Below are 24,315 nucleotides of genomic sequence, written 5' to 3'. Positions count from 1 at the left end.
ACAAAAGTAAAAAAAACATGTCAACCATAATAAAAAAGGTGTGTTTAAAAATATTTCTCTGGTAAAAGGGACTAACAGCCAGTAAAAATTCTCCAAAACAATAGAAATAATCAAATCCAATCATCATCAGTTGACATTAACTTAAAATTCAATAATTTTGTTGTAAGAAAAAACAATCATATGAAGAAGATTTTAATTGCTTCGATGCTTTTGGCAGCTCAACTCAGCTGGGCTCAGTTCACAGATATCAATATTATCAAAGAAGTACAGGTAAAGAAGAAAGGTGTTGTAGTCTCTGCACACCCATTAGCCAGTGAAGCGGGAGCTAAAATCTTAAAAATGGGAGGAAATGCCTATGATGCCGTTACCGCAACACAATACGCTCTTGCTGTGGTTTATCCTCAGGCAGGAAATATCGGAGGAGGTGGGTTTTTGGTAGGCGTAAAGAATAACGGTGAAAAATTTACACTGGATTACAGGGAGACAGCTCCTAAAAAAGCTTCCCGGGATATGTATATTGATAAAAAAGGAAAAGCGGACACAGATCTTTCCCAAAATGGAAGACTGGCAGTAGGTATTCCCGGAAGTGTAGCAGGATTCTTTGCTACGCTGAAATACTGTAAGCTTCCTATGGAAAAAATTATCCAACCCGCAATTGATCTGGCGGAAAAAGGATTTGCCATTACGGATAAAGAAGCAGAAATGCTGAATAACCAAAGAGAAAAATTCCAGAAACATAATAAATCTTCGATTATTTTTGTAAAAGATGCTCCGTGGAAAGCCGGTGATCTGTTGATCCAAAAAGATCTGGCAGAAACCCTGAAACTGATCCAAAAACTAGGCGCTAAAGGTTTTTATGAAGGAAAAACAGCTGATCTTCTGGTTGCCGAAATGAAAAGAGGAAACGGAATCATCACCCTGGAAGATCTTAAAAATTATAAAGTTGCCGAAAGAAAAGCTCTGGAATTCGACTATAAAGGAAGCAATGTTGTTACCATGCCTTTACCTTCAAGCGGTGGAGTTCTTCTGGCTCAAATGCTAAGAATGGCAAGTTTTGAAAATCTTGAAAAATACCAGCAAAACTCTACAAAAGCGGTCCAGATTATGACCGAAGCAGAACGCCGGGCTTATGCAGACAGAGCAGAATATATGGGAGATCCTGATTTTATTCAGGATAAAACATCTTATCTGATCTCTGACGAATATCTTAAAGGCAGATGGAAAAGCTTTAGTTTTGACAAGGCTACTCCAAGTGCAGAAGTAGGTAAAATCATAGAACAACCTAAAGAATCTATGCAAACTACTCATATTTCAGTATTGGATAAGGATGGAAATGCGGCTTCTGTAACCACTACACTTAATGGATACTATGGAAGTAAAGTCCTTGTTTCAGGTGCAGGATTCTTTTTAAATAATGAAATGGATGATTTCTCTATCAAACCAGGTGTACCGAATATGTTTGGAGCTGTAGGCGGAGAAGCTAATTCAATACAACCTAACAAGAGAATGCTCTCTTCTATGACCCCAACTATTATTCTTAAAAATGGAAAGCCTTATATGGTCGTGGGAACACCGGGAGGAACTACAATTCCGACTTCAGTGTATCAGTCTATCGTGAATGTGGTAGATTTTAAACTGAATGCCAATATTGCGGTGAATGCACCCAAATTCCACCATCAGTGGCTTCCGGAAACCATTACTGTTGAAAATAATTTTCCGGAAAGTACTATTTCTGAACTGAAAAGCAAGAATTACGTCATTGAAAAGACAAAATATATTGGTAAAACCGAAATGATTGTTCTTGATGAGAACGGAAATATTCACGCAGTAGCAGACGGTCGTGGAGATGATTCTGTTGCAGTGGAATAATATTTATATAACAAATCAAAAATACATCCTGGGCTTCATTCTTCGAATGAAGCCCAGGCTTTTTTTCATCTTCCCATATACCAAACGCCAGATCTTTTCAATGACTTTTGTCATGTTTTCAGATAAATTTTCTTAATTTTCGCCCTTAAAAAAACAAAACGACTGTTCTTTGAAAGCAAAAAAAATACACAATCAGCTTTATTTCCAGGTGATTATCGCCATCATTGCAGGTATTCTTCTAGGAAAATTTTATCCTGAATTAGGAGAAAAGATGAAACCTTTGGGAGATGGATTCATCAAATTGGTAAAAATGATTATCGCTCCGGTAATCTTTATTACACTTACGTTAGGAATCGCCCACATGACCGATTTGAAAAAAGTTGGCAGAATTGCAATCAAAGCAATGATCTACTTTTTCACCTTTTCAACTCTGGCTCTCATCATCGGATTATTAGTGGGAAATATTCTACAGCCGGGACATGGTTTAAATATTGATCCTTCTACTCTTTCAGGGGATGTTTCACAATATCAGGCAAAAGCTCATGAATCAACGCTCACAGGGTTTATTATGAATATTATTCCGGAGACTTTATTCAGTCCGTTGGTGGGTGAAAATATTCTTCAGGTACTTTTGGTAGCAATTTTAATGGGAGTTGCTTTGGTTTTAACAAAAGAAAAGAGCCAGAAAGTAACTGATTTCCTACAAGATTTATCAACTCCGGTATTTAAAATTGTTCATATGCTGATGAAGCTGGCCCCAATAGGTGCTTTCGGAGCAATGGCTTTTACGATCGGTAAATATGGGCTTCACTCGGTCATAAATCTTATTTTTTTGGTGGGCACATTTTACATCACTTCTGCTCTTTTTGTGGTGTTGGTATTGGGAGCGGTAGCATGGTATAACGGATTCAATATTTTCAAACTTCTTTTCTATCTTAAAGAAGAGTTTCTTCTTGTTTTGGGTACAAGCTCATCAGAGTCTGCCCTGCCGGGAATTATGGAAAAACTTGAAAAAGCAGGCTGTTCACGCGCTATTGTAGGTCTTGTGGTTCCTACCGGATATTCTTTCAATCTTGACGGAACGAATATTTATATGACCCTGGCCTCTCTCTTTATTGCGCAGGCATTAAATATTCATCTTCCCATCGAAAAGCAACTGATGCTTCTTTTGGTGGCTATGCTAAGTTCAAAAGGTGCTGCAGGCGTTACCGGTGCCGGTTTTGTTACCCTTGCAGCAACACTGGCCGTAGTTCCTGAAATTCCAATTGCAGGAATGACTTTAATTCTTGGAATTGATAAGTTCATGAGCGAATGCAGAGCGCTTACCAATGTAATAGGAAATTCTGTTGCTACCGTAGTGGTTGCCAACTGGGAAAAACAACTTGATAAGAAGCAACTTCAATACTGCCTGGATCATCCGGCTGAAGTAGAAAAGAAACTGGAAGTGTAAATAGGTGGCAGGTTTTAGGTTGCCGGGATTAGGGAGAGAATCAAGGTTCAAGGTTCAAAGTTCAAGGTTTTAGGTTGTGTGTAAAACATAACTAGAAACCAAACAACCAGCAACTAGTAAACCCGAAACAAAATTAACCCGCACCTCGTACCCAAAAACTTTAAATCAAAATACTCAAACTTGCAGGTTGAACTTTAACATGAATCGGTGATTTGATCTTATTGAATTCACCATCCAGATGCCAGTTTTTGGTATTGACCTTAAATGATATTTCAGAGACCGGAAGATAAGTTACATATTCATCATCTTTCAGTCTTTTGGTAAACATTCGGAAAGCAAAGAGTGCAGAATACGTTAATGGAAACTTTTTTACCAAAACCATGTCAACCAGTCCATCACTTTTACTGGCTTTCGGAGCAATATAAGCATTGTTACCAAACTGGCGCGTATTGGCGATGTTCATCATCAGATACCTTCCATTGTATTGTTGATATTCTTCATCAAAAAATTTCACCTTGATGGGCTTGTAATTGAAAAAGGTTTTTAGGGAAACTTTGATATAGTTTTTGAATCCACGGCTTGTTTTTTCAAATTCTTTAACGACTTTACCGTCAAATCCCGTTCCCGAAACATTGATGGAAAGCCTGTCGTTTACCGTGAAAGTATCAATCTTTCTGGAGTTTTTGATTTTTATTTTTTCTAAAAGTTCATCAAGGTTTTTACTGAATTGTGTTTCATTGGAAAACCCATTTCCTGAACCTGCCGGAAAAATTGCCAGAATTTTTTCTGTATTAATAAGGCTTTTGGCCACTGTAGAAATAGTTCCATCACCTCCTATTGCCACGAAAACATCTACCTCTTCAAAATGGGACTGAATAAACTCTTCTGTTCCGGGAATAGATTCTGACACATAATACAATGGGTTATTAACCTTTGTTTTAAGTTCGTTTAAAAACGGCTGATAGTTTTTTTTGGCCGAAAAAGGATTGATAATAAAAGCTACTTTGTCCATTAGCACAAAATTAAAAAATGCTTCCAAAACTGGAAGCATTAATTTACTTAATTTTCATTCTTTCTTTAAATTCTGTATTTAATGTGCCTTTGAGGTCGTCCCACGAAACCGGAATTGTAATATCTCCGGCAGCAAAAGCAGCAATTTCATAGGGACTGTAGTGAAAATACAGGTTTTTATCATCAAAATAAAAGTTATCAGATGCCGGAATTTTATCCACTAAAAGCATTTCTGAGTTTTTCACTTCTCCGTCCCCATCCATCGTACCACTATTCATTTTATCAATATTTTTCATCAGAATGGCTTCAATTTTATTTTTAGGCATTGAAGTAATGTCTTTCAATTCTAATTTTTTGCTGTTTTTAAGATCAAAAACCCTTTCAGAAAACCCGTAGTTATCGTGCGCTCCGCCTTCATATCCGCTTCCCAAATATTGAATATGCATATAACCGTTGGTATTAGAAATAAGATTCATATGCGAGCTTGAATACCAGTTTTGAGCATAAGTGACATCTGAAACCCAGTCTTTATTATCATTTTTTACAGAATTGAAATAACTATTTTTTTCATTATCCAGATAAGCCTGAAGACCGGCTTTGGAAAAATCTTTAATCTTTTCATTCTGGAAATAGATGCTGTCTAACAGTTTTTTATCTTTTAAAGTAGGGAAAACCAAGAGCTTTGAAGTAAAGCTCACTTTTAAAGAATCAGTAATTTTTGTAGAGTCATTGACTTTCACAGAGTCTACTACAAATTCTTCAGCGGCTTTGTTTTCTGTTTTTTCTACTGGTCCCGCCGTTTCATTTTTTTTACAGGCAGTCACTGCTAAGAAAGAAGATAATGCTATAACAGCAATCGTATTTTTCATAATTCTATTTTTTTTGGTATCAAATACAAAAACCATTCAAAAGATGAATGGTTTTTGAAAAAAAAATATTTTTTTATTTAAATCCTATTAACTATTACTTTTTTACAAGGCTGATTACCTGATTTTCAAATTTCGAAGCAACGCCCCAGATTTGTTTGAATGCAGGGTAATATTCTTTCGGATAATCTGAACTACCAATTTTTGTAGTCGTAGTCACCACCAATAAATTTCCTTTTTGTTCTACAGAATAGGTATAAGCTATCTCTTTATCTTCGGTAACAATTCTTTTTTCTTTAGGCATTTCCTCAATCACATATCCTTCCGGGATTTCAAGAGTGACCTTTTTGGTTCTGGTTATAGGCGATCCAAAATCGATAGGATATTTTCTGACTTCGGTTTGATCAAATTCATTAGAGTTTTTACTCAAAAACAACATTGGATTAATAATCATTTTCTTCCCTACTCTGTCAATAAGGTTGGATGAAGAAAATTTCATGCTGCTTTCAAAGTCTCCATTTTCCAGCACTTTTGAATTGATATCCGTGAAGTCCATTGAAAAGTTCTCCTTATACTGTTTTTTGTATTTTTCTGCATTATCATCGTAGTTGTCTTTAACATACATTGCGTATGCACCTGTATCTTTATCTGAATAGGTACCGGAAATACTTCCGTCATCATTTATCTTGGCATTTGCGGTAAGATAAGTATTACTGGATTTCAAATTGGTCATTTGAATCTGCAGAGCTTTATCTTTGGTCACCAGGATTCCTAGCTGATTCCAGTTTTTAAGAGGAATTTCATCCAGCGAAGACTGTTTAGAAGTAGCATCATAAATATGCAGCTGATTATCTATATTGATTGCACTCAACACGAAGTTCATATTGGATATATTGGGAGATACCATATTGATCAGCCCGTTTTCTACTGTAGAAATAACCAACGGATCGGCTTTAAGACCAGCTTCACGAAGCATCATAACCAGAAAAAGATTAATTTCTGCAGCATTTCCGGTTTTAGTTTCCAAAAGCTTTTTAATTCCATCTTCGGTGTAAACCCCTTTGTCTTTATTCCAGGTAAAGGTTTTCTGAACATATGAAAAAATGGCATTTGCTTTTTCAAGGTCAGTTTTCATTTCCGAAACTCCTGCCGGCATATTTTCTTTTGCCAGTTTTGTTCTTTTCAGCTCACCTCCAAAATCTTCACTTTCATAAAGTCTCTTAGAAATCTGATCCCATGAAGATGAATACAACTTAAGCTCACCGAAATTTGTAGAGTTTAGTTCCGCGCTGATTTTTGTTCTGAAATTTCTATCATTTCGCACAAATTTCTCAGTTTTAAAGCCATTCAAATTTTCATAAGCAAACCTAAAGGTTTTATATTGAGCACCATACAGATATCTTTCTTCCATTTCTCTATACTTAGGGCTGATTCCTCCCGTATAGTTTACATTATAAGACATATTGATGGGCGTATCAAAAACATATTCCGTATTCAGTGAAGGAGTATCGGATTCTATCAATACCTCAGGAATCATAAATCGGAACGGAGATATAATTTCATATTGATATTCTATAACTGATCCGTTTTTCACGCTTGGAAAAGCAAATTTCGTTAAAGTAACATATTTATTCTCTTTACTTTTATATTGAGAACTTTTTTCCACTTTTACGGGAACCGTAGTTCCATTTTCAAGATTATAGGTAAAAGCTTTGAATTTCCCCAGCGATTCTCTGTTGGTTCCAACATTATAAATAGGAATTTCAAGATTCAACCAGTCTTCAGCTTTATCTTTATTATAAATCTTAACTCTGTAAAAATATCTTTTGTGCAGATTCCCTGTATTGGCATCTACCATAAAATAAGCAGATTTATACAAAATTTCGGCAGGAGCATTTTCATCTAATAATGATTTTGCTTTAGACAAATCTGCATCATTAAATTTAGGAGGATTCAGAAATTCATATTTCTTCTGAGCATTGACCCATATTGTATTGGCAGAGCAAAGAAGCAATATTATAATTTTTTTCATGGTTATAGTTTTGTTATTAAAATTTTTGAGTTGTCCATATTCAGAATCTTTTTTCTGAAATTGATGTAATCATTGTATTTTTCTTTTGGATATAATCCTTTATTAATCTGCATTTTTCTGATCACCTTTACCTCGCCATCGGTTTTAACATAACTTAGCTTATAAGATCCAAATTCTGAAGTGATGCTTGAATTATCTGGAGTTTCATCCACTTTATACCCCATAGGAAGAACAAAATCAATTTCATATTCATCTTCGTAAGACATATTTACTTCAAAAGGAAGTTCACGATTTTCATCCGTTTTAAAGATCAAATCTGAAAAAATAGGAACCGATCTGAAGAGAAGGCTGTTTCCTGCTTTTTTAGAGAAATTATTGGTTTTGAAATCCACGTCATAAGTAATAACAGCATTATCTCTGTCATTATTAAAGTTTTTCATTTCAACTTTTTCAAAGTTTAAAACATCAAAAGTTCCCTTCAGTGCATCATTTTTTTCCTTAGGATTAAGATTAGCAAATCTTAAATTATAATCATACTGATTTCCTGTATAGGAAAAGTTTCCTGTTCCGATAATACTATTATCTTCATTAAGGTTAACTCTCAATATTTGTTTTTCTTTGTTCTGTTCAGCTTTATAGACCGGTGTATTAATGAGTTCTATTCCTTTTGGGGTTACGGAAAGTACATTTCTGTCCGTAGTACTGTAACTTAAGTGGTTAAAAGCTATTTGCTGAGAAGTATTTTCAAGCCAGATATTTCCCTTTTCCGTTGGGACCATCAGAATAATATGATTCCCACCCATAGAAGGAAATTCCGGATCAAAGGAAACCTCTGAACGACCGGAATTGATAATACAATAATTGGAAGGGATTCCAGCTTCATTCAAAAGAATCTTCATATAATTGGTGAGCCCTTTACAGTCTCCATATCCTTTTTTCTGAACCTCATCCGGCAACATGGGCTGCCAGCCTCCTATTCCTAATGAAACAGCAATATATCGGGTTTTGTTCTGCATGTACTGATAAATTTTCTTTACTTTATCTTCTACTGATCCTTGTAATTGTAAAGAAGCTACTTCAGCTTTAATAGCAGGAGTAGATGCAGAAACAGGTACCAAAAGATCATTGTAAATCCAGGTTCCAAAGTCCGTCCAGGTATTTAAAGTTCCCTGCTTTCCTGCCAGATTAAATTTCGTAAGTGCAAAGTTGACTGCAGGTAAAATTTTAACAGGTTGTGGAACCATAAAAGCATCGTCAATGGCTGCTACATTTTTATATGAATATGTTTTATCATTTCCACTACCGCTTTCTATCACTGAGGTATAATTGTATTTTGAAGGGTAAATCTTAGATCTAAGTTCAATTCCCGAAGTGTTAATGATTTTAAACTGTGCTTCTTCCAAAGAGATTTTAGGAGAAATAAACGGTACAAAATCCGGGATAAAAACAGTATCTTCATCTTCCGCTTCATACGAAAAGTCAATAGTGTAGGGATATTGAACTGGGGTATATGAATAAACCAATATCCTGTTATCAGAATAAAAAACTCCCTGAGGATTGTTGGCTACATCTTTAAAATCAGATTTTGAAACACTTTTAATTTTTTTCCCGACTTCATCATAAATCGTCACTTTGATGTTCGAAATACTTTTTGATTTATCATAAGAAATATAAGCTACTGCTTCATTATCCCCGTCTTTATTTAAAACTGTAGTGACCTTATTTTTCTGATATTTTATTTCATCAATTTTATTGATCTGAATTGTTGTAAAATCCTTTCGAATCACAACATCTGCATTTTTTTTTAAATTCTCCGGAATGGCAGAGGCAGGATAGCTCTGTGCGAAATATAAGGAGGCAACAGAGAGCGCCCCCAGAACTAGTATTTTCATCATAGTTATTAAAATTACACAAAAATAATAAAATCTTAATAACTGTTAAAAAAAATATAAAAGGCTTCAACATGTGAAGCCTTAACCTATTACTTAAAAAAGTACTGTATTAAATGTACCTATAAGAAAATGAACACATTATCAACTTTTCATCATTCAATTTTGAAAAGTTAAAAACAGAATATTTATACTCATTCTATATTGGGCGAAGGATGTATCTATTCTGTGGTATGAAGGGATAAACTTCATATTATCTGCATTTCAAATTTAAAATAAATTACAATTCAGGTAATTTTAATAATGTAGAATTAATAATAAGAAGAAGTACAATAAATTCTACAGCTGAAAAATTATTTATAAAAAAAGACCTCAAAGATGAAGTCTTTTAATTTTTTCTGTTTTTTTTAATCATTTGGGACCAGTTTACTATCAAACTGATCACTTCCAAGTCCCAATACAGGAATAAAAATAAATCCGAAAAGGAGAATCAGAATTGTGTAGAGAGGAGTTTCTTTGGCAAAACCTTTGGCTAATCTGTCATATACAACCCAGCATGCATAGATATTCACCAATGGAATAAAGAACAAAATGATCCACCAAATTGGTTTTTTCACAATTTCCAGCAATACGATAGTATTATAAATAGGAATAAAGGCAGCCCAGGCATCTTGTCTTCCTGCTTTTTGGAAGATTTTGTACATGCAATATCCATAGAAAATATAGCAAAGTAAGCCGAAGAACATTGTTCCGATCCCTAATCCTGCAGCTACTGCTCCGGAAGCTGCATCTGCCCCGTTATAAGGGTCTGTTTGTAAAAGAGTTAACATATTATTGTTTTTTTGGTTTATCCAAATATAAAAAAAGCTTCTAAATAATTAGAAGCTTTTTTATTATATTTTTAAAAACGTTTATGCATCAATTTTTGCATATTTCGCATTTTTCTCGATAAATTCTCTTCTTGGCGGAACTTCATCTCCCATCAACATTGAGAAAACACTATCAGCCTCTACAGCATTATCGATAGTTACCTGCTTCAGAATTCTGTGTTCAGGATTAAGGGTAGTTTCCCAAAGCTGCTCAGGGTTCATTTCTCCAAGACCTTTGTAACGTTGTACTTCTACTCCTTTTCCGTCCGGAGCCATTTCTAAAGTAAACTCTTCACGTTCTTTTTCGTTATAAGCATATACTTTTTTGTTCCCTTTCTTTAATAGATATAAAGGAGGTTGAGCAATATAGATATATCCGTTTTCAATAAGCTCCTTCATATATCTGAAGAAGAAAGTAAGGATCAGTGTCGAAATGTGAGATCCATCAATATCGGCATCGGTCATGATAACAATCTTGTGGTATCTTAGCTTAGCCATGTTCAACGCTTTGCTGTCTTCTTCAGTACCTACAGAAACCCCAAGAGCTGTATAGATATTTCTGATTTCCTCATTATCGTAAACTTTATGAAGCATAGATTTTTCTACGTTCAAGATTTTACCTCTTAAAGGAAGGATAGCCTGGAAGTGCCTGTCTCTTCCCTGCTTAGCTGTTCCACCTGCGGAATCTCCCTCTACAAGGAAGATTTCAGATTCTGCAGGATCTTTTGAAGAACAGTCAGATAGTTTTCCCGGAAGACCAGAACCTCCCATCGGAGATTTTCTCTGAACCATTTCACGGGCTTTTTTAGCAGCCTGTCTTGCTTTTGCAGCTAAAACAACCTTTTGAACGATCAGCTTAGCTTCATTAGGATTTTCTTCCAAGAAGTTAGTAAGCATTTCCCCTACAATTTTATCTACAGCCCCTGAAACTTCAGAGTTTCCTAATTTTGTTTTAGTCTGTCCTTCAAACTGAGGCTCCATTACTTTTACAGAAACTACAGCTGTTAACCCCTCACGGAAGTCATCTCCTGTAACTTCTACTTTCTCTTTCTGAGGAATACCAAGATCATCTGCATATTTCTTAAGGGTTCTCGTCAAAGCACGTCTGAAACCTGCCAGGTGAGTTCCTCCTTCATGTGTGTTGATATTGTTTACGTAAGAGTGAAGATTTTCGTTGAAAGAAGTATTGTAACGCATTGCTACTTCTACAGGAATATCATCTCTTTCCCCTTCCATGAAAATTACGTGTTCCATGATGGACTCACGGTTTCCGTCAATGTAAGCAACGAATTCTTTTAATCCACCTTCTGAATGAAAAATTTCTGAACGGAAAGATCCGTCTTCTAATTTCTCTCTTTCATCCGTTAATGTAATGGTAATTCCTTTATTAAGATAAGAAAGTTCTCTTAAACGGCTTGCTAATGTATCGTAATTATAAATTAATTCTGTAAAGATGGTATCATCCGGTTGGAAAAACTGTTTGGTACCTCTTCTTTCACTGTGACCAATTTCCTCTACACCTGTTTGTGCTTTTCCTCTTGAATAGATCTGCTGGTAAACGTTTCCGTCTCTGTAAACAGTAGTGATCATCTCGTTGGAAAGTGCATTCACACACGAAACCCCAACCCCGTGAAGACCTCCAGAAACCTTATAAGAGTCTTTGTCAAACTTACCTCCGGCTCCAATTTTCGTCATTACAACTTCAAGGGCAGATTTCTGTTCTTTTTCGTGGAAATCAACCGGGATACCTCTACCGTTATCACTTACCTCAATTCCGTTTCCTTCCTTGATGCTAACGAAGATCGTGTCGCAGTATCCTGCCAATGCCTCGTCAATAGAGTTATCTACTACTTCATAAACCAAGTGGTGAAGTCCTCTGACTCCTACATCACCAATGTACATTGAAGGACGCATACGAACGTGCTCCATTCCTTCCAATGCCTGAATACTACTAGCTGTATATTGTTTTTGACTCATATTAAATATTAAAAATCCTGCTATATGCAAAGACTTACAAATATCGTGATTTTTTTCGAGGTATGAAAGTTAAAAAGTGTCAAAAAAATGTAGAGTTTTCTTAGTAAAAACATAAGAAATAGAATGCCAATAAAAGATTCAAAATTAAAAGGTATTCGTGAAATACCAACTGTTGTAAATCATATTCAACATCAATAATTTATGCGTAAATTTATTTACTGAAAAGTTGATATTATGGATGATTTTATAGCAGCACGCGCTCAGATGGCACTCTCTCTGGGCTTTCATATCATATTCTCCTGTGTGGGTATGGTGATGCCTTTTCTGATGGCTTTTGCCCATTGGAAATACTTAAAAACCAATAACGAAGTATACAAAGGACTGACAAAAGCATGGAGCAAAGGGGTAGCCATCCTTTTTGCGACAGGTGCGGTTTCAGGAACAATGCTTTCCTTTGAACTTGGGCTTCTATGGCCTGGATTTATGAAGCATGCAGGTCCTATTTTCGGAATGCCGTTTTCATTGGAAGGAACAGCCTTTTTCATTGAGGCTATTGCTATCGGGTTCTTTTTATATGGATGGGAAAGGTTCAATAAATGGTTTCACTGGTTCTGCGGATTTCTTGTAGGAGTAAGCGGGCTTGCTTCCGGAATTCTGGTAGTAGCAGCCAACTCATGGATGAACTCTCCAACCGGTTTCGATTATATCAATGGACAGTATCTTAATATAGATCCTATCAAAGCGATGTTTAATGATGCATGGTTCCCTCAGGCTCTCCACATGACGGTTGCTGCATTTTGTGCAACAGGATTTGCTGTAGCTGGAGTACATGCTTTTATGATCATGCGAAAAAGAAATATTGAATTTCATACCAAAGCTTTCAGAATTGCTGTAGGTTTTGCATTGATCGGAGCATTTGGTGCACCGTTAAGTGGTGATGTTGCCGCTAAATCGGTAGCGGAAAGACAACCTATTAAGCTGGCAGCTATGGAAGCGCATTTTGAAACTGAAAAAGGGGCTTCATTTGTGATTGGAGGAATTCCTGATGAGGAAAAAGAAGAAGTGAAATATGCGGTGAAAATTCCGAAAGTTTTAAGTTTTCTGGTGAGCAATGATTTCAATTCTGAAGTTAAAGGTCTTAAGGATTTCCCTAGAGATGAATGGCCTCCGATTGCTGTGGTTCATTATGCTTTCCAAATCATGATTTTCTTCGGAGTGGTGATGATTGTTATTGGAGCTATTTATTTATATGCTTTCTTCTTCAAAAAAGAATGGCTGAATAAACACTGGTTACTGAAAACATTTTTAATAGCAACACCTTTTGGATATATTGCGCTGGAAGCCGGATGGACAGTAACTGAAGTCGGAAGGCAGCCTTGGATTATTTATGGAATCATGAGGACGGTTGACGCTGTAACTCCTATGCCGGGAATACAGTATTCATTCTATTTCTTTACTGCTATTTTCGTATCATTATCATTGATCCTTGTTTTCCTTTTAAAGAGACAGATTCAAATGGTACCGAAGCTTTATGATCCTACCGATGCTCAGTTTAACGATAAAAATAAAAAATCATGATTTACATTGTAATAGGTTTTCTCTGGCTCTCCATCTGTCTTTATATTATTTTAGGCGGAGCTGATTTCGGGGCTGGAATTGTGGAACTTTTCACGCATAAAAAAGCCAGAAATAAAACCCAGGAAATCATGTATGAATCCATTGCTCCTGTATGGGAAGCCAATCATATGTGGCTCATCATCGCCATTGTAATTCTCTTTGTAGGGTTTCCCGAGATTTATACCACCATGTCTACCTACCTTCATATTCCTTTAGTACTGATGCTTTTGGGAATTATTGCAAGAGGAACAGCCTTTACCTTCAGACATTATGATGCGGTAAAGGATAACTGGCAGGTTTTATATACTCAGATCTTTTACTATGCCAGTCTTTTAACTCCTTTCTTTTTGGGATTAATTGCTGCTGCTACCGTTTCACATTCTATCAATCCTGATGCTGTAGGTTTTCTGGATTTGTATGTATTTAGCTGGCTGAACTGGTTTGGAGTTTCTGTAGGTTTATTTACGGTGGCGCTTTGTGCCTATCTTGCTTCCATCTTTTCATTAAGAGAAACCCGTGATAAAGCTGATCTTTTATTAATGATCAGAAAATCCAAACAGACCATGATCTTCGTTGTGATTACAGGAATTCTGGTATTTGTGACCGCTTATATTTCAGATATTCCTCTTTTGATGTGGGTATTTTCCAAACCTTTGGGGATTATGGCAATTGCCTTTGCTACGATTGCTTTATTGCTTATTTTAAGAGCGATGAACCGTCAAAAACTACTTCCTGTACGTGCTTTGGCTGGATTCCAGATGGTGATGATTTTAGTAGCGGCAACCTATCAGCATAATCCGGATATTATTTTATTAGGAAACGGACAGCATCTTTCATTGCTTGAGCATATGGCTCCTCCGAAAACTATTGCTGCATTAGGATGGGCATTGATGCTGGGATCATTATTTATTCTTCCTTTCTTATTTTATCTGATGGCTTCTTTCAGTAAGCTGAGAAAATAGATAAAATATGCAGACTTATAAAGACAAAACAGAATTGATTGAAGAGTTAAAGAAAAGATACCTGCTCTATGATAAGGAATTTGATGATGTAAAAGAAGAGGAAAAAGATCTTCTGCAACCGGGAGTTGACAAAACTCCATCCCAAAATATTTCCTATCAATTGGGCTGGACTCACCTGCTTTTACAATGGGAATCTGATGAAAGCAAAGGAATTGAAGTGAAAACTCCCACTCCTGAATATAAATGGAATAATCTTGGAGGATTATATCAGTCTTTTTATCATGAATATGGTTCTTATAGTCTACAACAGCAAAGAGAGCTGCTACGAAGTCAGGTTAATGAAATTATCACTTGGATAGAAAATCTTGACGATGAAACATTATTCACTCCCGGACAGAGGAAATGGGCAACTACTCCCGCCCAATGGCCGGTCTGGAAATGGATTCACATCAATACCGTAGCTCCGTTTAAAAACTTCAGAGGACAGCTTCGGAAATGGAAAAAAGAAAAAGGTACAGCATAGTTCTGTACCTTTTATATTTTTAAAAACGTTTTCTAATTCTTTGAAAAAAGAAATTGAGTATCCCCAGTGTTATTTTGACAACAAGCATAATGACAAATGCCAATATAGCACCTGGAATCAAAAGAATTGGCCCTATAACGATCCATCCGGTTTTAAAAATTACTGCAAACGCAAGGATTGCTACAGCAATCATGATGATATACATAAGAGGTTTCATCCACCAGTCTTTACTTTCAGAATAATCTACATTAGAAAGAATATACCCCGTTTTTTTACCATATAAAATTTCAAGAAAAATTTTGTTTTCAGAAGTAATGTCAAATTTATCTTTTTTAACAAGTGTTTTAATATTCACGTCTGCATTGTTTTTATCATAGAAAAGTTCCAGATACTTTTCCTTTTTCCCTGAATCATAAGTCCTGCTTAGTTTTACAGCCGTATTATTTTCTTCATTTTCTATTCTTGAACCACTGAATACTTCAGAAAAAGACCGTTTTCTACCATCATTTTCTTCAATAAATACAACGGTGCAGGAATCATCGGAAAGACTGGCATCTCTTACAATATACATTTTAGAAAAATCTTTCTTTATATATAAGATCTTTCCGGCAACATAAATTTCCATCCAGTTAATTCCATTTCGCCTTTTTTCACGGTTAAATTCTACAATTTCTCCTTCGTGTAAAAAGTCAGAAGTTTTGGAATTTTCTTCATGAGCCGAATATAGCGCAACAGGTTGAAGAATTTTAATTCTTTTTGACATGTTTAATAGGTTTTCAGTTAGTTTTTCAGGAGATGAATATACAAATAAAACCTTCTTTTACAATGCCCTACAAAAAAAGACTGCCCAAAAGCAGTCTTTTTATTTATACTATTTATTGTCTTAAATCTTAAGCCAGTTTCATCAAAAGATTTTCGTCAATCTTCTCTACTTTCACAATATTATTTTTTGTCAAAGTTTTAGAAGCTTTATCCCATTTTTTACCGGATAACTGGCTTCTTTCTTTTACTTCAGCCAGAGACATTGCTTCTTCCTGAGAGTTAAGGATTTCAAGGATTACTTTTTCATCCTCTCCCAATTCAATTTGTGGAACCGCTTTTTCAGGTCTCATCTGAGGGAAGAATAACACTTCCTGGATAGATGGATTATTCGTTAAGAACATGATTAATCTGTCCATACCGATTCCTAGCCCTGAAGTTGGTGGCATACCATATTCCAATGCTCTTAAGAAGTCCTGATCAATGAACATTGCTTCATCATCTCCTCTTTCAGATAAAGCCATCTGTGCTTCAAAACGTTCTCTCTGATCGATAGGATCATTAAGCTCTGAATAAGCGTTAGCGATTTCTTTACCGCATACCATTAATTCAAAACGCTCTGTTAAGCCTTCTTTACTTCTGTGTTTCTTTGTCAGTGGAGACATTTCGATCGGATAATCTGTAATGAAAGTCGGCTGGATGAAGTTTCCTTCACATTTCTCACCAAAGATCTCATCGATTAATTTTCCTTTCCCCATCGTCTCATTCACTTCAATACCGATAGACTTGGCAAAATCATATAATTCCTTCTCAGTTTTTCCTGTGATATCAAAACCTGTAAATTTCAGGATTGCTTCTGTCATGGAAACTCTTGGATAAGGAGCTTTGAAGTCTACATTGTGTTCTCCAAATGTAGCCGTTGTAGTTCCGTTTACCTGAATAGCACAGAATTCCAATAATTTCTCAGTGAAATCCATCATCCAGTTGTAATCTTTGTACGCTACGTAGATTTCCATAGCGGTAAACTCGGGGTTATGTGTTCTGTCCATCCCTTCATTTCTGAAGTTTTTAGAGAATTCATATACACCATCAAAACCACCTACGATCAATCTCTTCAGATATAATTCGTTGGCAATTCTTAAATATAATGGAATATCTAATGCATTGTGATGCGTGATAAACGGTTTTGCTGCAGCTCCGCCAGGAATTGACTGTAGAATTGGTGTTTCCACTTCAAAATATCCTGCATCATTAAAGAATGTTCTCATGGCATTGAACAATTTTGTTCTTTTCACGAAAATTTCTTTTACCTGTGGGTTTACCGTTAAATCTACATAACGCTGTCTGTATCTTAATTCCGGATCGGTGAACCCGTCGTGTACAACACCGTTATCGTCAGTTTTTGCCTGTGGAAGAGGACGTAAAGCCTTTGTAAGAAGCGTAAAGTTTTTCACTAAAACCGTCTTCTCTCCTACCTGAGTAGTAAACAATTCTCCTTCGATACCGATAATATCACCGATATCTAAAAGGTGTTTGTATACTTCATTATATAGTTCTTTATCTTCACCCGGACAGATCTCATCTCTGTTGAAATAAACCTGGATTTTTCCTTTAGAATCCTGCAATTCTGCAAAAGAAGCCTTTCCTTGAATTCTGCGGGACATCAATCTACCAGCGATCTTCACCTGTTTACTTTCAGAAAAGTCCTGTTTTATAGATTCTGTAGTATCTGTAATTATATACTCATCCGCAGGGAACGCATTAATCCCCATTTCAGTAAGCTTATTCAGCTTTTCTCTTCTAATGATTTCTTGTTCTGATAATTGCATTTCTTATTTTTCTAAAAGCGTACAAATTTAGGCATTTTTGACATGACCATCAATGGGTTTTTGCAGAAATTTTAAAAAGTAAACAAGGAATGGACTTGAGATAAGAGATATAAGGTATTGCAACCAATAATTGAAGTATTTAAACGCTGCGGTCGCAAAGATTATTATTAATATAATGGTAAAAAAACGATCGCAAAGCCGTTTCACTTAGCAAGGCACCCTATTATTAGTTAATTTAGTCTCGTAATTTGATCTATCGTGTCAGAAGCTTTAAACCTTAAACATTGAACTTTAAATCAACCAGGTTTTTCTGTTTTTTTGAGGAATAAACGACCAGGCAAGTATTCTGCTTACTTTTTGTCCCTGAGCCATATCAATGGTTTTCACTTCTACAGCTTTGATGTTTTTTAAAAGATTAGTCAGCTTATTGATATTATCTTTTTTTGAAACCAGACATGTGAACCAAAGAACATGTGATGAAAATAATGCACTTTCATTAATCATTTTTGTAATAAATGCAAGTTCGCCTCCTTCACACCACAACTCAGACTGTTGACCACTAAAGTTAAGAAGAGGTTTGCTTTTCTTTGATTTACTAAGGTTTTTTGTTTTCCTGATATTCCCTTTCATGGCAGATTCTTCAGAATCATGAAAAGGAGGATTGCACATCGTAAAAGTGAATCTGTCGTCAGGACTAATGATATTGGTAAAGATATGATCAGCATCAGGCTGACTTTTCAAGTGAATGGCAGTGGATAGATCTTCATTCTGACCCAGAATATTCTGAGCATTTTTCAATGAATCCTGATTAATATCTGTTCCCAGCATTGTCCAGCCATAAGATCTGTGGCTGATTAAAGGATACACAAGATTGGCTCCTGTTCCTATATCCAGGCCTTTTACAGAATTTCCTGTAGGAATTGTATCAAGCTGTTCAGCTAAAAGATCCGCAATATAATGTACATAATCTGCCCTTCCCGGAATGGGTGGACAAAGATTGGTATCGGGAATATCCCAGCCTTTAATGTTGTAAAAATGTAAGAGTAAGGCTTTATTGAGCAGTTTCACTGCTTTTGGAATGCTGAAATTAATTGTTACCGTCTGATAAGCATTCACGAAAACATAGTGTTTCAGTTCCGGCACACAAGAAATAAGCTGATCAAAATCATAGGGATTGCGATGCAGATTTCTTGTGTGCAGACTGGATTTTTCAGCGGACATATTCTATTTCTTCTGACTTAAAATATATTCCACCATTTTTTTGGCATCTTCTTTAGATACCTGTGGATGGGCGGCCATAGGCACACTTCCCCATACTCCACTTCCGCCTTCTATAATTTTGGAAGCTAGTAGTTCTGTATCCTTTTCAGTATACTTTCCTGCAATTTCCTTATAAGAAGGTCCTATCATTCTCTCATTAACAGAGTGACATCCTGAACAGTCCAATGTTTCGATGATCTGATCACCTGAAAGATTAGATTGAGCAGGTTCTGAAACAGCACTTGTTTCAGAAGAAGACGCTACTTCTGCTGTATTTTCTTTTTTAGAACAGGAAATGATCATAAGACCCAAAGTTCCTGCTAAAAGTATTTTTTTCATTATTTCTTCGCTGTAGAATCTGTTTTAGCAGCTTCAGGTGCAGGAGCAGCCGGAGTTGCAGCAGCTGGAGCAGCAGTTTTAGCCGTAGAATCAACAGTAGCTACTTCTGGCTCTGGAAGCATCGTGTTGGTGTCCTGTAAAGAGTGATCTACTTTTTTAGAACAGCTTGCTAATAATAAACCTCCGATAAATGCGATTGCTAATACTTTTTTCATTTTTTTCTAATTTGGAAGCAAAAATATAAAAAATAACCTTTTAAACTTATGACAAATGTTTTCTTTGAGAAATATTTTTGGGATCAGAGTTTTAATTTAACAATAAAAAATTAATTCCATCAATAGGGAAATTTAAAATAGGTTATTATTTTTGTATATCGGATGATCCGAACCAAAACCGAAATATAAATATGAAGCTTATGACTAAAAAAAATTTGTTGGCTACAACTTTCTTTGTTGTATCCTCTTCCCTCTTTCTTTCGTGTGACAATTCATCTAACGAACCACAATCAGAATATTCTGATAAAATTGAATCAGTGACATTATTAAAGACCACCAAATCATGGGATGGAACGGTATATCCGGCCTATCCTACTACACAACCGGAAATCACGGTTCTTAAAATTGCTGTACCTCCTAATTCAGCACTGAATTGGCATAAACATCCTGTGATCAATGCAGCATATGTAGAAAAAGGTGAAATTCAGGTGGAAAGAAAAGAAGACGGTAAAACACAATGGATACGTAAAGGCCAGGTGCTACCGGAAATGGTGAATGTGGGTCACCGAGGAAAAACGGGTGACAAAGGAGTCACCTTAATTGTTTTCTACAGCGGAACTCCTGATATTCCTTTGTCTGAACCGGTACAATAAATGGTTTAAACGCTGGGTTCGCAAGGTAATTATAATAAAACTCAATTTTTTGTTCGCCATGGCACTTTGTTTAGCTAATGACAGCGTCTTTTGCTGAATGAAAAGCCTTTGCGATCATTTTAATAATCATTTAATAACATCTTTGCGATCTCAGCGTTTAAATAAAATAATTATATTTAATCCATGGTTTTAATTTCAAAAATTCTGTTTTTCACCAGCCATCATGGTTTTTATACTGTGGTTCTGTTGTTTGCGTTCTTTGGATTGCTCTCCTATCTGACCAAAAAAGCGTGGTTTTTGATCCCAATCATTCCACTGGCTATAATAAATGGATTTGGAGGACAGTTTTTAAATGCATGGTTTTTAAATAAATATGGTGTTGAAAGCACAGCTATTATCACTTCGGATGTAGAAACCAATTCTACCCTGAACGACATGTATATCCACGATTATGAGGCTATTGTCAAAAAACAGGATGGAAAATATATTTCAACATTTTTCTCTACGACCAGCGCAGCGATTTATCCGATTGAAAACGCTATCAGGATTCCGCAGACAGAAGTTTCTTTTCCTGTAAAATACATTCCGGGCTATGAAAAAAACATGGTCATTCTCTATTATCAGTCTGATGAAGGGCAGGCCAATATTAAGTATTCAAAACTGGCTCCTGTTAACTCTGCCAGAATCAAATATGAAGCTGATACAACAAATAAGGAATTCATAAAAGAATACATTTCTGCACTGGAAAATTACGTTGAATATGATAATGATAAAATATACAGAGAAAAAATCAAAGAATTGAAACAGGAGCTCAGGCAGCTTAAATAAAGGATTTCTATATTAAGTTTTAGTATTTTCTGATATTTTTTAGTTTTTTTATTAAAAAAATTTCTACATTTGTCCCATGTTAAAAATGAACAACAATATTTGGTGGTGGCTTTCAAACTCTTCGTCGGGTCTGGAGGTATTGTCATGTTGTTAACTACAGCAGAAATAATCAAAAAACAATATATAGGCTTTGACGGATACCGTTAAAGCCTTTTTTTATTCCTTAATCTCACAAAAAACAATAAGATGCTGACCAACACAATTACAATAAAAACTGTTTCGAAAAAAACACTGGGAGACCTTCATACTCCTATGAATATTTATCTTAAAATCAGGGATAAATTCCGGGACACCATTCTTCTGGAAAGTTCAGATTCAAAGAGTATTGATAATAATTTTTCCTTTATTGCGGTGAACGCTATTGCCGGAATTGAAGTGAAAAACCTCAACGAATATGAAATCAAACTTCCTGCTTCTGCTCCTGTAAAGCAATTTATTATGGAGCGAAATATCACAGATATATTTGAAGAGTTCCGAAAAATTTTTAAATGTGAAGAAACCCATGACCCGATTGAACAGACAGCTCAGAGTCTTTTTGGATATACAAGCTTTGAAGCGGTACAATTCTTTGAAAACATTAATCTTAAAGCACAGAGCAAGGAAGTAGAAATTCCTGTGATGAGATACAGATTATACCAATATGTGATTGCTATCAATCATTTCAATGATGAAATGCATATTATTGAAAACTTTATTGATGGGGTAAAATCTGAACTTCATCTGTTGGAAAACCTTATTAAAAATCAGAATACTCCAGTTTATCCTTTTGAAAAAACCAGTGAGGAAACCTCTAATATTACCGATGAAGATTATCTTGAACTGGTAAAAACAGCACAGAAACATTGTATGCGCGGTGATGTCTTCCAGTTGGTGCTGAGCAGAAGATTTGAACAGAAGTTTAAGGGAGATGAGTTCAATGTGTACCGTGCTTTGAGAAATATCAACCCTTCCCCTTACCTGTTCTATTTTGATTACGGAAATTATAAATTATTCGGATCAAGTCCTGAAAGCCAGTTAATCATTAAAAATAATAAAGCAATTATTCATCCGATTGCCGGAACTTCAAAAAGAACAGGAAACTTTGAAGCTGATCTTGAAGCTATTGAAGTTTTAAAAGCTGATCCTAAAGAAAATGCAGAACACACCATGCTGGTAGATCTGGCTAGAAATGATCTTGGAAAGCTTGGAAAAAATGTAACCGTTACTAAACTTAAAGAGATCCAGCTTTTCTCTCACGTGATTCATATGGTAAGTGAAGTGACTGCAGATGTTGCTAACGATATCAATCCTCTTGAAATGGTTTCCGCAACTTTCCCTCAAGGAACATTGAGCGGTGCACCTAAGCATAAAGCACTTCAGCTGATCAACCAATACGAAAAAGATTCCCGTGGATACTATGGAGGTTGTATAGGAATTATCGGATTGAACGGAACCTGTAATCAGGCCATCATGATCAGAACATTCTTAAGCAAAAATAACACGTTATTTTATCAGGCTGGTGCCGGCCTTGTGGCAAAATCTGTTCCTGAAAGTGAGCTGCAGGAAGTCAACAACAAACTGAATGCTCTTAAAAAAGCTGTAGAAAAAGCCGAAAAAATAGTTGAAAAATAAGTCCGTCAATTAGCAACAAAAATCACCAGCAACTATCTAACAAAAAAAGCAATGAACAACAATATAAACACCCAACAGCCACAGCTTAAAGTTCTCGTTTTCGACAACTATGATAGCTTCACCTATAACCTTGTCCAGATTATCGAAAGAGTTCTGAATCAAAGAGTGGATGTGGTAAGAAATGATAAAATTACTCTTGAAGAGATTGGAAAATATGACAAAATCATCCTTTCTCCCGGGCCTGGAATTCCTGAAGAAGCCGGTATTTTATTAGACCTTATTAAAGAATATGCCCCTACAAAAAGTATCCTTGGAGTATGTCTCGGGCAGCAGGCTATAGCCGAAGCTTTTGGAGGAAGCCTGATTAACCTCTCTGAAATCTTCCACGGAGTAGCCACCACTACTGAAATTGTAAAAGAAAACACCAAAGTTTTCAAAGATTTACATTCAGGATTGGAAGTAGGAAGATATCACAGCTGGGCAGTAAATCCGGAAGAATTCCCGGAAGAACTGGAAATTACAGCTGTAGATAAAGACGGAATGATCATGGCTTTGCAGCACAAAACATATGATGTACACGGAGTACAGTTTCACCCTGAAAGTATTTTAACGCCGGAAGGAGAAGTAATTATTAAAAACTTTCTGTTGTCATGAAAACCTTAGAAATCTCTTCAACAACCATAAAAACACCACAAATGAAAGAAATACTGCAATATCTGTTCAATCATAACACACTCTCAAAATCTGAAGCAAAAGCAATGATGATTGAGATTGCACAGAATAAATTCAACACTGCAGAAGTTACTGCTTTTATGAGTGTTTTCCTGATGCGGAATATCACATTGAAAGAACTGGAAGGCTTCAGAGAAGCTTTATTACAAATGGCTGTTCCTGTAAATATCAATGCCAGTGATGCAATTGACATTGTTGGAACCGGAGGTGACGGAAAGGACACCATTAATATATCTACTCTGGCCAGTTTTGTAGTTGCCGGAGCCGGACAAAAAGTAACAAAACATGGAAATTACGGAGCTTCTACTACTACAGGTTCATCGAATGTACTGGAAGAACTGGGGTATCAGTTTAAAAAGAGTTCAGAACAATTGAATGAAGATCTTGAAAGAGCCAATATCTGTTTCTTACATGCCCCTTATTTTCATCCTGCACTGCAATCAGTCGGATTATTGAGAAAATCTTTGGGATTGAGGACATTCTTTAACCTTTTGGGTCCATTGGTAAATCCGGCAAAACCAAAATATTCAATGATTGGAGTTTATAATCTGGAAATTGCAAGAATTTATCAGTATCTCCTTCAGAAAGAGGAACGTGATTTTACTCTGGTCCACGGTCTTGACGGATATGATGAAATAAGCCTTACCGACGACAGCAAGATTATTACAAAAAACGGTGAAGAAATCTATTCTGCAGAAGATTTAGGTTTCAATCCGGTTACACTGGAAGATATTAAAGCCGGAAGTTCCATTCAGGAAACCGCAAAAATATTTATGAATATTCTGGAAGGAAATGGTACAGTACAACAAAACTCTGTAATCCTTGCCAATGCATCAGTAGCGCTACACAACACTGGTAAATTCGGGACGTATGATGACTGTCTTTTAATGGCTCAGGAAAGTCTTCAAAGCGGAAAAGCATTGAATAGTTTTAATCTTTTGATTAATTAATAGTCACCATTCAC

General features: G+C 35.9%; 21 protein-coding genes. 10 read left to right on the top strand and 11 right to left on the bottom strand.

Translation table 11 applies throughout. The features are described 5' to 3' along the window. The first annotated feature begins 180 nt into the window (after positions 1 to 180). Positions 181 to 1,869: a gamma-glutamyltransferase gene (gene ggt / locus BUE84_RS07645; RefSeq protein WP_079241118.1), complete on the top strand. Its 1,689-nt coding sequence runs from the start codon at positions 181 to 183 to the stop codon at positions 1,867 to 1,869. Between the two features lie 169 nt (positions 1,870 to 2,038). Continuing rightward, positions 2,039 to 3,319 carry a dicarboxylate/amino acid:cation symporter gene (locus BUE84_RS07640; RefSeq protein ID WP_079241117.1) on the top strand — a complete coding sequence of 427 codons (1,281 nt, stop codon included), beginning with the start codon at positions 2,039 to 2,041 and terminating at the stop codon, positions 3,317 to 3,319. A 160-nt stretch (positions 3,320 to 3,479) separates the two neighbouring features. Here BUE84_RS07640 and BUE84_RS07635 read toward each other — a convergent pair whose 3' ends face one another. From BUE84_RS07635 to gyrB, 6 genes are all read right to left on the bottom strand, one after another. Then, complete coding sequence (locus BUE84_RS07635) at positions 3,480 to 4,331, bottom strand: diacylglycerol/lipid kinase family protein (protein ID WP_079243883.1); 852 nt, start codon at positions 4,329 to 4,331, stop codon at positions 3,480 to 3,482. Positions 4,332 to 4,374: 43 nt separating this feature from the next. Further along, positions 4,375 to 5,199, bottom strand: coding sequence for an RsiV family protein (locus BUE84_RS07630; protein WP_079243882.1), 825 nt, complete (start codon positions 5,197 to 5,199; stop codon positions 4,375 to 4,377). A gap of 94 nt (positions 5,200 to 5,293) precedes the next feature. After that, positions 5,294 to 7,228: a DUF3857 domain-containing protein gene (locus tag BUE84_RS07625; protein WP_079241116.1), complete on the bottom strand. Its 1,935-nt coding sequence runs from the start codon at positions 7,226 to 7,228 to the stop codon at positions 5,294 to 5,296. A 2-nt stretch (positions 7,229 to 7,230) separates the two neighbouring features. Next, positions 7,231 to 9,123: a DUF3857 domain-containing protein gene (locus tag BUE84_RS07620; protein WP_079241115.1), complete on the bottom strand. Its 1,893-nt coding sequence runs from the start codon at positions 9,121 to 9,123 to the stop codon at positions 7,231 to 7,233. Between the two features lie 401 nt (positions 9,124 to 9,524). Then, positions 9,525 to 9,947 carry a DUF5684 domain-containing protein gene (locus tag BUE84_RS07615; RefSeq protein ID WP_034695994.1) on the bottom strand — a complete coding sequence of 141 codons (423 nt, stop codon included), beginning with the start codon at positions 9,945 to 9,947 and terminating at the stop codon, positions 9,525 to 9,527. Positions 9,948 to 10,028: 81 nt separating this feature from the next. Then, positions 10,029 to 11,963 carry a DNA topoisomerase (ATP-hydrolyzing) subunit B gene (gyrB, locus tag BUE84_RS07610; protein ID WP_079241114.1) on the bottom strand — a complete coding sequence of 645 codons (1,935 nt, stop codon included), beginning with the start codon at positions 11,961 to 11,963 and terminating at the stop codon, positions 10,029 to 10,031. A gap of 234 nt (positions 11,964 to 12,197) precedes the next feature. Between gyrB and BUE84_RS07605 the strand changes: the two genes are divergently transcribed. The 3 genes from BUE84_RS07605 to BUE84_RS07595 are packed head-to-tail and all read left to right on the top strand — an operon-like array spanning position 12,198 to position 15,065. Continuing rightward, entirely contained in the window at positions 12,198 to 13,541 is a 1,344-nt protein-coding gene (locus tag BUE84_RS07605; RefSeq protein ID WP_079241113.1) for a cytochrome ubiquinol oxidase subunit I, read from the top strand. Further along, positions 13,538 to 14,542, top strand: coding sequence for a cytochrome d ubiquinol oxidase subunit II (locus tag BUE84_RS07600; RefSeq protein WP_034695999.1), 1,005 nt, complete (start codon positions 13,538 to 13,540; stop codon positions 14,540 to 14,542). The genes BUE84_RS07605 and BUE84_RS07600 overlap by 4 nt, the downstream gene beginning before the upstream one ends. 7 nt (positions 14,543 to 14,549) lie before the next feature. Further along, the gene (locus BUE84_RS07595; RefSeq protein WP_079241112.1) at positions 14,550 to 15,065 is read left to right on the top strand and encodes a ClbS/DfsB family four-helix bundle protein; all 516 of its coding nucleotides are present in this window, start codon (positions 14,550 to 14,552) and stop codon (positions 15,063 to 15,065) included. 19 nt (positions 15,066 to 15,084) lie between these two features. Here BUE84_RS07595 and BUE84_RS07590 read toward each other — a convergent pair whose 3' ends face one another. The 5 genes from BUE84_RS07590 to BUE84_RS07570 all read right to left on the bottom strand — a co-directional run bounded on the left by BUE84_RS07590 (position 15,085) and on the right by BUE84_RS07570 (position 19,467). After that, complete coding sequence (locus BUE84_RS07590) at positions 15,085 to 15,828, bottom strand: hypothetical protein (RefSeq protein WP_079241111.1); 744 nt, start codon at positions 15,826 to 15,828, stop codon at positions 15,085 to 15,087. 127 nt (positions 15,829 to 15,955) lie between these two features. After that, positions 15,956 to 17,653: a lysine--tRNA ligase gene (lysS, locus tag BUE84_RS07585; protein ID WP_079241110.1), complete on the bottom strand. Its 1,698-nt coding sequence runs from the start codon at positions 17,651 to 17,653 to the stop codon at positions 15,956 to 15,958. Positions 17,654 to 17,944: 291 nt separating this feature from the next. After that, complete coding sequence (rlmF, locus tag BUE84_RS07580) at positions 17,945 to 18,874, bottom strand: 23S rRNA (adenine(1618)-N(6))-methyltransferase RlmF (RefSeq protein ID WP_079241109.1); 930 nt, start codon at positions 18,872 to 18,874, stop codon at positions 17,945 to 17,947. Positions 18,875 to 18,877: 3 nt separating this feature from the next. Then, positions 18,878 to 19,252 carry a c-type cytochrome gene (locus tag BUE84_RS07575; protein ID WP_079241108.1) on the bottom strand — a complete coding sequence of 125 codons (375 nt, stop codon included), beginning with the start codon at positions 19,250 to 19,252 and terminating at the stop codon, positions 18,878 to 18,880. Beyond that, positions 19,252 to 19,467: a hypothetical protein gene (locus BUE84_RS07570; protein ID WP_034696013.1), complete on the bottom strand. Its 216-nt coding sequence runs from the start codon at positions 19,465 to 19,467 to the stop codon at positions 19,252 to 19,254. Before BUE84_RS07570 ends, BUE84_RS07575 begins: the two co-directional genes overlap by 1 nt. A 200-nt stretch (positions 19,468 to 19,667) precedes the next feature. Between BUE84_RS07570 and BUE84_RS07565 the strand changes: the two genes are divergently transcribed. From BUE84_RS07565 to trpD, 5 genes are all read left to right on the top strand, one after another. After that, a complete protein-coding gene (locus BUE84_RS07565) occupies positions 19,668 to 20,120 on the top strand; it encodes a cupin domain-containing protein (RefSeq protein ID WP_079243881.1) in 453 nt (150 codons plus the stop codon). Positions 20,121 to 20,303: 183 nt separating this feature from the next. Continuing rightward, positions 20,304 to 20,948, top strand: coding sequence for a hypothetical protein (locus BUE84_RS07560; RefSeq protein WP_079241107.1), 645 nt, complete (start codon positions 20,304 to 20,306; stop codon positions 20,946 to 20,948). Positions 20,949 to 21,194: 246 nt separating this feature from the next. Next, a complete protein-coding gene (locus BUE84_RS07555; RefSeq protein WP_079241106.1) occupies positions 21,195 to 22,619 on the top strand; it encodes an anthranilate synthase component I family protein in 1,425 nt (474 codons plus the stop codon). A 51-nt stretch (positions 22,620 to 22,670) separates the two neighbouring features. Beyond that, on the top strand, positions 22,671 to 23,273 hold the full coding sequence (locus BUE84_RS07550; protein WP_079241105.1) for an anthranilate synthase component II: 603 nt from the start codon (positions 22,671 to 22,673) through the stop codon (positions 23,271 to 23,273). Between the two features lie 41 nt (positions 23,274 to 23,314). Further along, positions 23,315 to 24,301 carry an anthranilate phosphoribosyltransferase gene (gene trpD / locus BUE84_RS07545; protein WP_079243880.1) on the top strand — a complete coding sequence of 329 codons (987 nt, stop codon included), beginning with the start codon at positions 23,315 to 23,317 and terminating at the stop codon, positions 24,299 to 24,301. Positions 24,302 to 24,315: the final 14 nt, after the last annotated feature.

It is taken from the genome of Chryseobacterium indologenes, assembly GCF_002025665.1.
Taxonomy (GTDB): Bacteria; Bacteroidota; Bacteroidia; order Flavobacteriales; family Weeksellaceae; genus Chryseobacterium; species Chryseobacterium metallicongregator.
Note: the sequence above shows the minus strand (reverse complement) of the source record. Positions and strands in the feature narration are given on the sequence as shown.